Source organism: Pseudoalteromonas luteoviolacea DSM 6061, from assembly GCF_001625655.1.
GTDB lineage: Bacteria > Pseudomonadota > Gammaproteobacteria > Enterobacterales > Alteromonadaceae > Pseudoalteromonas > Pseudoalteromonas luteoviolacea.
The window spans coordinates 70,758-82,989 of the sequence record NZ_AUYB01000081.1 but is presented as its reverse complement, the minus strand read 5'-3'; the positions used below and the strand labels follow the sequence as shown (position 1 = coordinate 82,989).

The following is a 12,232-nucleotide window of genomic DNA, read 5'->3' as shown; positions in this document are numbered from 1 at the left end:
AATGCAAAAGCAAACATCGCGTAGTTTAGAATATTCCCTACCAGGGCAAGTTAGTTGCTATAAGGGCCAAGATGTATTGTCCGATATATTAAATGCAATTCGACTCCAAGCCAGTAGCTATTTTTGTACTGAGTTTTCAGCACCATGGGGAATACGGGAGCAGCAAACCGACTATGGGACATTTCACCATGTAGTGAGTGGTAACGCTTGGCTACGTACAACAGATGGCCGATATGAAACGCGTTTATCCAAAGGTGATATTATTGCTTTTCCGACTGGTTCAGCCCATCAAATCAGTGATGAACCAAACAGTTCCACAATGTCAGGTGATGAATTACTAAAAAAAATTCACAAGAACACGAACCCGTTTTCTGACGGCTCGAATAAAACCACCCTACTATGTGGCTATTTTAAATATCAGTCGCACTCGAATTTACCTTTACTAAGAGATATGCCCAATTTTTTGCATATACGGCAAGCAAAAGAAGACTCATGTATATGGCTTAATAGCCTTGCACACATTCTCGCCCAAGAAATTCGCTCAACTTTACCGGGCGGAGCTGTCATTGTAGACAGATTAACAGAGGCATTCGTTATTCAAATTTTACGCTGGCATATCAATAAACAACATGTTGATAAAAATTACTTTAGCGCTCTGGCTGATACACGCTTAAGCTGTGTCTTGAGCTTAATCCATAAAGAACCAGCTCAGTCTTGGACTGTAGATCGCTTAGCACGAAACGCCGGAATGTCTCGCTCTGCTTTTTCTAGTTTATTCCATGACGTTATTGGCATGACACCTATGTCTTATCTCACCCAGTGGCGCATGCATATTGCTCAAGATTTACTAAAGGAAAATAAGCAATCTATGGTTAGTATCGCCGAACAAGTGGGTTACCGCTCAGAAGCGTCATTTAGTAAAGCTTTTAAAAAAGTGGTTGGTGTCAGTCCGGGTCAGATTCGAAGATTACAATAAGGCGCTATATAGCCAGATAAACATATCATGCTGAAGAAGCTATGATTGGTTTTTTGGACAAGCGTAGAAAATCACCGTTAAAAAAATCGTCAGTAGATTTTAAAAGCCATTATCAGATAACACAAAGAGCTTTGTATTGACGTAAAGCCAACACAAAGCCTTATACATTAATTTCTAAATGAATTTTTTGATGATGAAATCTACTTTTACTCTTTTAGCTTGGCCTAGTATTTTCTGCACTGGCGCCGGATAATCTTGTAGGGTCTCGATATCCTCTGGCCCAGATAGCTTTCTACAATGCGCTAGAATAGATTCTTTTTCAGCATCAATGTAAGACTTTAACTCTTGCTCCCTATCTTCTATTAAGACGCCATTCTCAATGTCTAGTCCCCAAGCACGAGGGTTCAAGTTATGGCCAGTCATTAAGTGAACTTGATTGTCTTTATTGATACCTTTTAAATGAAATGAATTGTCTCCATCTTTCCAAAGATAGACGTTCAAGTTACCTTGCGTAATGTACTTTCTTTGCGATTTAAGAAATTTAAGCAAAATACTTTCATAAAGATAAGGCAATGCACCAATTCTACTAAACGGCTTATCCGGCGATATATAAAAGTCATTGGCTGTCTTATCACCGACAACAATCGTAATGGACTTACCCTGTTTCAGTAAACGCCTCAAAGATCGTAATAGCGGCGCAGGAAAGTTAAAATATGGAGTATATAGAATAAGCTCTTTTTCTGTTGTATCAAATAACGCTTTGATTAAACGGTTGAGTTTATTCGTCCTGCGACCAAACCCTAAGAATGCCCTTACGTTCAAACCTGAAAATTCATCACCTTCAGACATATCATAATTTGCACGCTTAAGTGAGCGCATTAACTTTTTTTGGGCCAATTTGATATCGATAAAAGATGGTAATGGCCTTGTGTCTAATCTTGGCACACCCTCTGAACTAACTAAATACTTGTCAATGAAACTGACAAAGCTATTCGCAAGCTTCGTATTTTCAATTAAAAAATACCGGTCTAATCGATACTTATCCGCCTGATGTAAATAGACATCGTTAATGCTTGCGCCGCTGTATAAAACTGTATCATCAATTACAAAGCCTTTTAGGTGAAGAACACCAAAAAGCTCTTTTGCTTTGACTGGTACGCCGAAAACTTCAACATTAGAGCCAAACTTTTCGAGGTAATCGCAATATAAACGCGCATTCCCTTCCGATTTTGCTTCACCTATAAGGCCACGTTGAGCCCTATGGAAATCAACCAAAACTTTTATTTCTAAATCTGGGTTTTGCAACGATGCATTATGTAACGCAGTCAAAACGCCCTGACCGGCGCTATCATCTTGCAAATACAAAGCGGCAATATAGATTCGCTTTTTAGCTTTACCAATTAATGATAGTAGTTCGCTATGATAGTGCTTTGCATCTGTTAGCACTGAGCACTTATTTGCCTCTAATGAAAAGCCAGCGTTGTCCTGCCAAAATGCCATATATACCTTTGATTCATGGGCCACCGAACTATTCGGCAGCAAAAAAAATTCCTTAAAACATATCAAAAAAAAATAGAAAGGTCATGAAGATCCGATAATTTACGCTTCGTTGGCCTACTTTTCCATCAAGTACAGTATTTTTGACAAGTTCTAAATTTCTCTGTTTGCTTTATTTGATTTTTATTTTACTTCTGGGTTGATTTACTTAGAATCGGCATCATTGTAATGCTAATACTAAATTTTAGGACAGAAATTAATGAGTGATAAGCACTGTAAATTATTGATTTTAGGCTCAGGCCCTGCTGGTTATACTGCTGCTGTATATGCTGCACGTGCAAACTTGAACCCAGTTTTAATCACTGGAATGCAACAAGGCGGACAGTTAACTACGACAACTGAAGTGGAAAACTGGCCTGGCGACGCTCACGGCCTGACTGGTCCTGCTCTAATGGAGCGTATGAAAGAGCATGCTGAGCGCTTTGAAACTGAAATTATCTTTGACCACATCAATAAAGTAGATGTGACAAAAAGACCATTCACATTAACTGGTGACCAAGGCACATACACATGTGACGCACTGATCATTGCAACAGGTGCATCTGCAAAGTATCTAGGTCTAGAATCAGAAACTAACTTCCAAGGTCGTGGTGTTTCTGCATGTGCTACGTGTGACGGTTTCTTCTACAGAGGCCAGAAAGTAGCTGTTGTTGGTGGTGGTAATACAGCTGTCGAAGAAGCATTATACCTTTCAAATATTGCTGATGAAGTTCACGTTGTTCACCGCAGAGATAGCTTCCGTAGTGAAAAGATCCTTTCAGATCGCCTATTAGAGAAAGCTAAAAATGGTAACGTTGTGCTTCACTTTGATCGTACTCTTGATGAAGTATTAGGTGATGACATGGGCGTAACAGGCATCAGAATCAAAGATACTCAGTCGGATGCAACTGAAGACTTAGATTTAGCAGGCGTATTTATCGCAATTGGCCATAAGCCAAATACAGATATGTTTGAAGGCCAGCTTGAAATGAAAGACGGATACCTAGTTGTTGAATCAGGCTTAAACGGCAACGCTACTCAAACAAGTGTTGAAGGTGTTTTCGCAGCTGGTGATGTATCGGACCATATTTATCGTCAGGCTATTACATCTGCGGGTACTGGCTGTATGGCTGCCCTAGACGCAGAGCGTTATTTAGATAACCTAAAATAATACGCTTAAGCACGCCTTTTTTGGCGTGCTTCCATTCTTATTTTGCTAAACTTAAACTACGTTTAGCTCTAAACTGCATTACTCAAAATTCAGATATGACGCAACAGCTGTTTCACCTATCACCGTCTGATTTTCTTTTTCCTCCATGCCATTTCGCGTTAAAAGACCCGGATGGACTTTTAGCTATTGGAGGTTGCTTAAGCACACAAAGACTACGCAAAGCATATCAGCTTGGTATATTTCCATGGTTTAATGAGCGAGAACCAATAATGTGGTGGGCGCCTAGCGAACGGGGAATTCTCGAACTTAATGATTTTCATGTTGGACGAACACTTAAAAAAGCCAAAAACAAACTCAATCCAACAGTTACAATCAACAAAGCATTTGAACAAGTCATCACAAAGTGTCGAGAGCAACGACTTAATAATGAAGGGACTTGGATCAATAAAAACATGGTTAAAGCATATTGCCAAGGTCATCGAGAAGGCTTTGCTCATAGCTTAGAAATATGGTCTGACAACCAATTGGTTGGCGGGTTGTATGGCATAATGGTATCAGGTGTATTTTGTGGCGAGTCCATGTTTCATACTGAACCTAATGCTTCAAAGCTGGCAATGTGGGCGCTAGTTAATTGGCTCAAAAAACATAATGCACACTTTATTGACTGCCAGTTAGACAACCCTTACCTTAGCTCTATGGGCGCAAAAGTCATTCCTAGAACTGAATTTTTGACTAGACTTAAAGAAGCAAGCAACTATTCGTCAGAACATGACATGTGGCAGCCACAAGAACTGAGGGCGATATATGACTGAACATTTCCCATCAAAAATTGGACTCAGTCAACAATTTGATTGCAGTTATTTACCAGACCGTAAAGAGCAACTGCTCGTAATACTCGACCATGAATGTTACTCTGCAGAACGCTTTGAAGCACTTTTATCTTTAGGCTTCAGACGCAGCGGCGACCAAATATATCGACCCCACTGCCCTATGTGCAACGCCTGCCAATCTGTCAGGGTGCTGGCACAACAGTACACCGCATCCAAATCTCAAAAGCGTAAATATAAAAAAATTAAAAACGGTTTCTCTATTCAAGTAAGTTACGATGAAAAACCAAACTACTATCCACTTTACGAGAAATATATCTCTGAGCGCCATCAAGATGGCACAATGTATCCGCCAAACAGACTACAGTATGAGAGCTTTTTGTTTTGCAGATGGATGCCTATTTCATTTATAGAATTGTGGCATGAAGAGAAGTTGGTCGCCATTGCGGTGACTGATACTATGCCAAATGCCCTGTCTGCTATTTACACATTTTTTGACCCTGATTATGAGCATATGAGCTTGGGTACAGTGATGATCATGGCGCAAATTGATTTGGCAAAATCTGAGAATAAACAATATGTTTACCTTGGCTATCAAATAGACGAATGCAAAAAAATGCGCTACAAAAAGCAGTTTTTACCTGCTCAACAGTTTAAAGAAGACGTTTGGACAAATATTTAAGCCACTAATTTAGGCTCTTACCTTTACTTATTGCGTGCTTTTGGGCAAAATCTCCAACGATTAACTTATATAGAGGTGATACGCTCCAAATGGCGAAAGAAGACGTTATTGAAATGCAAGGCACGGTCCTTGAAACTTTACCAAATACTATGTTCCGTGTTGAGTTAGAAAATGGTCACGTTGTAGTGGCTCATATTTCTGGTAAAATGCGCAAAAACTACATCCGTATTTTAACAGGTGACAAGGTCACAGTAGAGTTAACACCTTACGACTTAAGCAAGGGACGCATTGTTTTCCGTGCGCGTTAATTCTATTCGTCTCGCCAGCATCATGTAAGATGCTATAAGACGTATGTAGCAAAAAACCTAGCTTTGGCTAGGTTTTTTGCTTTAGGGCTTTTATATCAAAGCAAGCCCCTTCTTTACACTAACGACCTATTGCCAACTTTATTTTCTGCGCTTTGTTTTACATGGCAAGCGGTTAGTCTTTTGAAAAGTTACATTACTCTGAAGGCACATTGACTTCCTTACAGCTCACAATTGAGCCTCCGTAAAACTTCTAGCTATAAATAACCACCTTTTAAAAACGAAAAAGCCCACATATAGTGGGCTTTAAATTATCTATATTTCGACAAGATTAAGCTGGCACAAGCTCCTGCTCGAACGTGAACGACAGCTCGTTGCCTTTAACAGACACTTTTACATTGCCGCCATCAGCCAACTTGCCAAACAGTATTTCATTCGCCAGCGGCTTTTTAAGGTTGTCTTGAATGACACGTGCCATAGGTCTTGCACCCATTGCCTTGTCATAACCTGTATCTGCTAGCCAATCTCTTGCTTCGTTTGTCAATTCTAAGTTTACAGACTTCTTATCTAGTTGCGCTTGTAGCTCAACGATAAACTTATCAACAACTTGCAGGATGACGTCTTTTTCAAGATGGTTGAACCAAATGATATTGTCTAGTCTGTTTCTAAATTCAGGTGTAAACACCTTATTTATTTCCAGCATGGCGTCATGTGAGTGATCCTGCTGTTGGAAACCAATCGACTTTCTAACCGTTTCTTGTACGCCAGCATTCGTTGTCATGACAAAGATTACATTTCTAAAGTCAGCCTTGCGACCATTGTTGTCTGTAAGGGTACCATGATCCATAACCTGTAATAGGATGTTATAGATATCAGGGTGTGCTTTTTCAATCTCATCAAGCAACACAACTGCATGCGGGTGTTTAATCACAGAATCAGTTAACAGTCCCCCTTGTTCAAAACCAACGTAACCAGGAGGAGCACCAATTAAACGGCTCACCGCATGTCTCTCTGAATATTCAGACATATCAAACCTGATAAACTCAATACCCATGCACTTGGCTAGCTGCTTTGTAACTTCTGTCTTACCCACACCAGTCGGTCCAGCAAATAAGAATGAACCAATTGGTTTTTCTTCATTTGCTAAACCAGAACGAGACAACCTAATCGCTGAAGTAAGTGCATCGATTGACTCATCTTGACCAAATACCAGCATCTTCAAGTTTCTATCTAGATTTTTGAGTACTTCTTTGTCACTAGATGACACGTTTTGCTGTGGTATCCGTGCAATTTTTGAAACTATCTGCTCAATATCTGATACACCAATGGTCTTTTTGCGTCGAGACACTGGTAGTAGTCTCTGATTCGCTCCCGCTTCATCAATTACGTCTATTGCTTTGTCTGGCAAATGACGTTCATTAATATACTTAGCACTTAGCTCAGCCGCTGCTTTAAGTGCTTTTTGTGTGTAGCGAATTCCATGATGTTCTTCATAACGTTCTTTGAGGCCATATAGGATCTTAGCTGTGTCAGCAACACTTGGCTCAACAACGTCAATTTTTTGAAATCTACGAACAAGTGCTCTGTCTTTTTCAAAGATGTTTTTAAACTCTGAATATGTAGTAGAGCCTAAACAGCGAAGCTTACCACTTGATAGTAGTGGTTTAATTAAGTTTGATGCATCCATAACGCCACCTGAAGCGGCGCCAGCACCAATGATTGTATGAATTTCGTCAATAAATAAAATGGCGTTTGGCTTTGCTTGCAGCTCTTTTAACAGCGCTTTAAAACGCTTTTCAAAATCACCGCGATATTTTGTACCGGCTAGCAATGCCCCCATATCTAACGAATACACAACAGCATCTTCAATAACTTCTGGCACTTGATCGTTAACAATACGATACGCCAAGCCTTCTGCAATAGCCGTTTTACCTACGCCCGCTTCACCGACCAAAAGCGGGTTATTTTTCTTGCGACGGCAAAGTACTTGAATTGTGCGTTCTACTTCTTGATCACGGCCAACAAGTGGATCAATTTGGCCAGCTTTTGCCATCACATTTAAGTTGGCAGTAAAGTTTTCAAGCTTAGTTTTTTCTTCACTTTGAACTTCGCTGCCCTCGTCATTCAGATCTTCGTGCTCTTCCGGTTCAGGTTCATCGTCTGACTTTGATATACCGTGGCTAATGAAGTTAACGATATCTAGGCGACTTACGTCTGCTTTTTTAAGTAGGTATACAGCTTGGCTTTCCTGTTCTGAGAAGATCGCAACGAGCACATTTACACCAGTGACTTCGTTTCTTCCAGAGGACTGAACATGAAACACCGCGCGCTGTAAAACACGTTGAAAACCTAAGGTTGGTTGAGTCTCTCTGTCCTCTTCCAACTCAGGTATAATTGGCGTTGTTTCATCTATAAATTCGGAAAGATCACGTTTTAACCCTTCTGTATCCACGCTACATGCATTTAAGGCTTCACTTGCGGAAGGGTTATCTATCAGCGCAAGTAATAAATGTTCCACTGTCATAAACTCGTGACGACGTGTACGAGCTTCACGAAACGCGGTGTTAAGTGTTATTTCTAAGTCTTTATTTAGCATTGGCAACCCCCAACGAGAATAAATAAGGTCATTCGTGCTCACAGCTACACAAGAGCGGATGCTCATGGTCGCGAGCGTATCTGTTCACCTGCTCAGCTTTTGTATGAGCTATGTCTGCAGGATACATTCCACATACCGCTTTTCCCTCGTGATGCACTTTTAGCATCACTTCAGTTGCTCTTTCGCTATCCATGTTGAAAAATGTCATCAGTACCTCAATGACGAAATCCATCGGTGTATAATCATCATTATTTAAAATGACTTTGTATTTCTTAGGTGGCTGAAGTTTTTGCTTCTCTTGGTCTCTGACCTCTTCCAACACACCTGAATCTTTTATCCCACTCATAATTAAATATAGTCTTGTCTTATATACTCAAGCAAACTTGAATTAAAAAATAAATAAAATGTTAAAAAACTGCACTAAAAAACTTGACTGTATGGTTATTTAAACTACATTCTAGTCCTAGTTGTTCATGTTATGGACAGCTTAGCAAATTTCAAAGGTTAGATTAACTTAATTAGTCAACTTATAGAAGGATGTAGAAGTATGGCTTGCGGAAAAGTCAAATGGTTTAACAACGCCAAAGGGTTTGGTTTCATCGTAGAAGACGGCAGTGACGAAGATATCTTTGCACATTACTCGACGATTGTAATGGATGGATACAAGACGCTTAAAGCTGGTCAAGATGTAACATTCGAGCTACAGGAAGGGCCTAAGGGCTTACATGCTACTAACATCGCACCGAAAGTTGGTGAGATGGCGTAGAATATTCTCAAGGCTCTAAAGCGAGTTACGAGAGTACCTCGCTTCATCTCTTTTTTATTTCTCTCACAAAAAGCCCCTATGTAACATATTTATCTATATCTTAAGTAAATTGCATTAGCAGCATTGCATTTAGATTGGTACAATCCCTGCCGATGTCCAGGTCTGTTAGTTATGTTTATTGCTTTAATAAGTAAAAATAACTAACAAACTTGCTAATTACTACGAATTTAGATTTGATCTTACAAGCTAATTTTTTTTGTGCCCGTGCGTCCATATAACGTTGGGTAACAAAAGTTAGCAAGATTTTGCTTATGTTGAACGGTCTTAATTGGCCCAAAACTATCTAGGAATGATGATGACATCAAAAATTATTTATACAAAAACCGATGAAGCGCCAGCTTTGGCAACTTATTCTTTACTTCCTGTAATCCAGGCTTACACTAAAGCTGCTGGTGTTGAAGTTGAGACAAGAGATATCTCTTTAGCTGGTCGTGTGATCGCAAACTTCCCTGAGTTCCTTACTGAAGAACAAAGAATTGCCGATGCGCTTTCTGAGCTAGGTGAACTAGCAAAAACTCCAGAAGCTAATATCATCAAATTACCTAACATCAGTGCTTCAATCCCTCAGCTAAAAGCAACTATCAAAGAGCTTCAAGAAAAAGGCTACGCACTTCCTGACTACCCAGAAGAGCCTAAAGATGACAAAGAAGCAGCTATCAAAGCAACTTATGACAAGATCAAAGGTAGTGCAGTAAACCCAGTACTACGTGAAGGTAACTCTGACCGTCGCGCACCTGGTTCTGTTAAAGCCTACGCACAGAAAAACCCGCATTCAATGGGTGCATGGTCTGCTGATTCACAATCTTACGTTGCAAGCATGAGTGAAGGCGACTTCTTTGGCTCAGAGCAATCAACGACTATTGCAGAAGCAACAGACGTACGTATCGAGCACGTTGCAGCTGACGGTACTGTCAGCGTATTAAAGCAAAGCATTCCATTACTTGCTGGCGAAATCATTGATGCATCACGCATGAGTGTTAGCGCACTTCGCACATTCTTAGCCGCTGAAGTTGAAGCTGCAAAAGAGAAAGGTGTTCTTTTCTCTATTCACATGAAAGCGACAATGATGAAGGTTTCAGACCCAATCATTTTTGGTCACGCTGTTAAAGTATTCTACAAAGAAGTTTTTGAAAAGCACGGCGAGACATTTGAGCAATTAGGTGTTGACGTAAACAATGGTATCGGCGATGTATACAACAAGCTTGCAAATCTAGACGACGCTAAACGTGCAGAAATCGAAGCAGACTTAGCAGCTGTATATGACGTTCGTCCAAGTATCGCAATGGTTGACTCTGACCGTGGTATCACAAACCTTCACGTACCTAGTGACGTAATCATCGATGCGTCTATGCCTGCAGCGATTCGTACAAGTGGTCAAATGTGGAACGCGCAAGGTAAACAACAAGACACTAGTTTTGTTATCCCAGACCGTTGTTACTCAGGTGTGTACCAAGCAACGATTGACTTCTGTAAAGAGCATGGTGCATTCGACCCACGTACTATGGGTACTATTCCTAATGTTGGTCTTATGGCTCAAAAAGCTGAGGAATACGGTTCACACGACAAAACATTTGAAGCTCCTTCAAATGGTGTAATTCGTGTTGTTGACCAAGCTGATAATGTGCTTCTTCAACACGATGTTGAGCAAGGTGACATCTGGCGTATGTGTCAGGTTAAAGACGCACCAATCAAAGATTGGGTAAAACTTGCAGTAAATCGTTCACGTGCTTCTAACACACCAGCGGTATTCTGGCTTAACGAAGAGCGTGCACACGATGCAGAGCTAATCAAAAAGGTAAACGCATACCTTCCTGAGCACGATACTGACGGTTTAGACATTCGAATTCTGGCTCCTGTTGAAGCGACTCAGTTCTCACTAGCTCGTATGAAGGACAGCCAAGATACTATTTCAGTAACAGGTAACGTACTACGTGACTACCTAACTGACCTATTCCCAATCTTAGAGCTTGGTACAAGTGCAAAGATGCTTTCTATCGTTCCACTTATGAATGGCGGTGGTTTATTCGAAACTGGTGCCGGTGGTTCTGCTCCTAAACACGTTCAACAATTCGAGAAAGAAAACCACTTGCGTTGGGATTCTTTAGGTGAGTTCTTAGCGTTAGCGGCGTCTCTAGAGCACTTGGGTCAAGCAACTAACAATGCAAAGGCTCAAGTTCTTGCAGATACACTAGACGCGGCAACAGGTAAGTTCCTAGACGAGAACAAATCTCCATCTCGTAAGGTAAATGAACTTGATAACCGTGGTAGTCATTTCTACCTATCTCTATACTGGGCTCAAGCGCTTGCAGCACAAGAGAAAGATGCAGAGCTTAAAGCTAAATTTGAAGCAGTTGCTAAACAACTTACTGAAAATGAAGCTGCAATTGTTGCTGAACTTAACGACGTTCAAGGTCAAGCGATGGACGTTGAAGGCTACTTCCAGCCAAATGACGAAAAAGCATTTGCAGCAATGCGTCCAAGCAAGCTGTTCAATGATGCACTAAACTTAATCGCATAATTAACAGCGATATAGCTATAAAGGCAGCACTATGCTGCCTTTTTTATTTTAGGTGTCTCAGCGTATAAAAATTTGCTAAAATCTGGCTCCTAACGTTTCAGTCCAGTATCAAGATGTCACACAATAATCGTAACCGCTCATCTTCAAGTAAAAAGCCTTTCAATAAAAGACAAAGAAATCAAACAAGGCAAAAACCCCCTGTTAAGCCCGAAGACGTCAAGATTGTTCTATTCAACAAACCTTTTGACGTGTTGTGTCAGTTTACTGATGATCAGCATAGGAAAACCCTCGCAGATTTTATTGATATTAAATCCGTTTATGCCGCAGGGCGATTAGACAGAGACAGCGAAGGTCTTTTGCTACTGACTAATTGTGGTAAATTACAGCACAAGCTCACCGAACCAAAGAAAAACACCAATAAGACCTACTGGGTGCAGGTTGAGGGAGTACCCACCGAAGAACAGCTTAATGAACTCAGATCCGGCGTTAATTTAAAAGACGGTATGACCAAACCTGCAAAGGTCGAGGTCATGGCGGAGCCTGATGTATGGCCTAGAAACCCACCAATTCGAGAGCGCAAAAGCATCCCAACAACTTGGTTGAGCATTACCATTTCAGAGGGCAGAAACAGACAAGTTAGAAGGATGACTGCACATATTGGCTACCCTACTCTCAGGTTAATTCGCCACAGCATAGGCAAGTACACCCTATCTGGGTTAAATAACGGGCAGTATAGAGTTTTACAAGGAAATAAAGTCTAAAGTGTGGCTTTTGAGGGGGGCCAATTGCGTGCTA

General features: G+C 40.7%; 11 protein-coding genes. 8 read left to right on the top strand and 3 right to left on the bottom strand.

Features of this window, described 5'->3' with window-relative positions:
- The first annotated feature begins 1 nt into the window (after position 1).
- Positions 2–976 (top strand): AraC family transcriptional regulator, encoded by a 975-nt coding sequence (locus N475_RS04470; RefSeq protein ID WP_063357221.1) that lies wholly within the window; start codon positions 2–4, stop codon positions 974–976.
- Between the two features lie 174 nt (positions 977–1,150).
- Here N475_RS04470 and pssA read toward each other — a convergent pair whose 3' ends face one another.
- Complete coding sequence (gene pssA / locus N475_RS04465) at positions 1,151–2,476, bottom strand: CDP-diacylglycerol--serine O-phosphatidyltransferase (RefSeq protein ID WP_063357222.1); 1,326 nt, start codon at positions 2,474–2,476, stop codon at positions 1,151–1,153.
- Positions 2,477–2,732: 256 nt separating this feature from the next.
- Between pssA and trxB the strand changes: the two genes are divergently transcribed.
- From trxB to infA, 4 genes are all read left to right on the top strand, one after another.
- Positions 2,733–3,683, top strand: a complete 951-nt coding sequence (trxB, locus tag N475_RS04460) for a thioredoxin-disulfide reductase (protein ID WP_063357223.1) — start codon at positions 2,733–2,735, stop codon at positions 3,681–3,683.
- A 95-nt stretch (positions 3,684–3,778) separates the two neighbouring features.
- Positions 3,779–4,495, top strand: a complete 717-nt coding sequence (gene aat / locus N475_RS04455; RefSeq protein ID WP_063357284.1) for a leucyl/phenylalanyl-tRNA--protein transferase — start codon at positions 3,779–3,781, stop codon at positions 4,493–4,495.
- Entirely contained in the window at positions 4,488–5,192 is a 705-nt protein-coding gene (locus N475_RS04450; RefSeq protein ID WP_063357224.1) for an arginyltransferase, read from the top strand. Before aat ends, N475_RS04450 begins: the two co-directional genes overlap by 8 nt.
- A gap of 89 nt (positions 5,193–5,281) precedes the next feature.
- Entirely contained in the window at positions 5,282–5,500 is a 219-nt protein-coding gene (gene infA / locus N475_RS04445; protein ID WP_023401681.1) for a translation initiation factor IF-1, read from the top strand.
- Positions 5,501–5,828: 328 nt separating this feature from the next.
- Here infA and clpA read toward each other — a convergent pair whose 3' ends face one another.
- Both clpA and clpS read right to left on the bottom strand, forming a co-directional pair.
- Positions 5,829–8,093 (bottom strand): ATP-dependent Clp protease ATP-binding subunit ClpA, encoded by a 2,265-nt coding sequence (gene clpA / locus N475_RS04440; protein ID WP_063357225.1) that lies wholly within the window; start codon positions 8,091–8,093, stop codon positions 5,829–5,831.
- Between the two features lie 28 nt (positions 8,094–8,121).
- Positions 8,122–8,439 carry an ATP-dependent Clp protease adapter ClpS gene (clpS, locus tag N475_RS04435; RefSeq protein ID WP_063357226.1) on the bottom strand — a complete coding sequence of 106 codons (318 nt, stop codon included), beginning with the start codon at positions 8,437–8,439 and terminating at the stop codon, positions 8,122–8,124.
- A 201-nt stretch (positions 8,440–8,640) separates the two neighbouring features.
- On the opposite strand from clpS, the gene cspD reads away from it, so the two are divergent.
- The 3 genes from cspD (at position 8,641) to N475_RS04420 (ending at position 12,198) form a co-directional block, all read left to right on the top strand.
- Positions 8,641–8,859, top strand: a complete 219-nt coding sequence (cspD, locus tag N475_RS04430) for a cold shock domain-containing protein CspD (RefSeq protein ID WP_023401678.1) — start codon at positions 8,641–8,643, stop codon at positions 8,857–8,859.
- Positions 8,860–9,214: 355 nt separating this feature from the next.
- Positions 9,215–11,437, top strand: a complete 2,223-nt coding sequence (locus N475_RS04425; protein WP_063364747.1) for an NADP-dependent isocitrate dehydrogenase — start codon at positions 9,215–9,217, stop codon at positions 11,435–11,437.
- A 113-nt stretch (positions 11,438–11,550) separates the two neighbouring features.
- Positions 11,551–12,198, top strand: coding sequence for a pseudouridine synthase (locus tag N475_RS04420; RefSeq protein WP_063364746.1), 648 nt, complete (start codon positions 11,551–11,553; stop codon positions 12,196–12,198).
- The last annotated feature ends 34 nt before the right edge of the window (positions 12,199–12,232 follow it).

Bases quoted from the DNA above. Each gene is read 5' to 3' on its own strand.
- N475_RS04470 (WP_063357221.1), top strand. From the start codon at position 2: ATGCAAAAGCAAACATCGCGTAGTTTAGAATATTCCCTACCAGGGCAA.
- pssA (WP_063357222.1), bottom strand. From the start codon at position 2,476: ATGGCATTTTGGCAGGACAACGCTGGCTTTTCATTAGAGGCAAATAAG.
- trxB (WP_063357223.1), top strand. From the start codon at position 2,733: ATGAGTGATAAGCACTGTAAATTATTGATTTTAGGCTCAGGCCCTGCT.
- aat (WP_063357284.1), top strand. From the start codon at position 3,779: ATGACGCAACAGCTGTTTCACCTATCACCGTCTGATTTTCTTTTTCCT.
- N475_RS04450 (WP_063357224.1), top strand. From the start codon at position 4,488: ATGACTGAACATTTCCCATCAAAAATTGGACTCAGTCAACAATTTGAT.
- infA (WP_023401681.1), top strand. From the start codon at position 5,282: ATGGCGAAAGAAGACGTTATTGAAATGCAAGGCACGGTCCTTGAAACT.
- clpA (WP_063357225.1), bottom strand. From the start codon at position 8,093: ATGCTAAATAAAGACTTAGAAATAACACTTAACACCGCGTTTCGTGAA.
- clpS (WP_063357226.1), bottom strand. From the start codon at position 8,439: ATGAGTGGGATAAAAGATTCAGGTGTGTTGGAAGAGGTCAGAGACCAA.
- cspD (WP_023401678.1), top strand. From the start codon at position 8,641: ATGGCTTGCGGAAAAGTCAAATGGTTTAACAACGCCAAAGGGTTTGGT.
- N475_RS04425 (WP_063364747.1), top strand. From the start codon at position 9,215: ATGACATCAAAAATTATTTATACAAAAACCGATGAAGCGCCAGCTTTG.
- N475_RS04420 (WP_063364746.1), top strand. From the start codon at position 11,551: ATGTCACACAATAATCGTAACCGCTCATCTTCAAGTAAAAAGCCTTTC.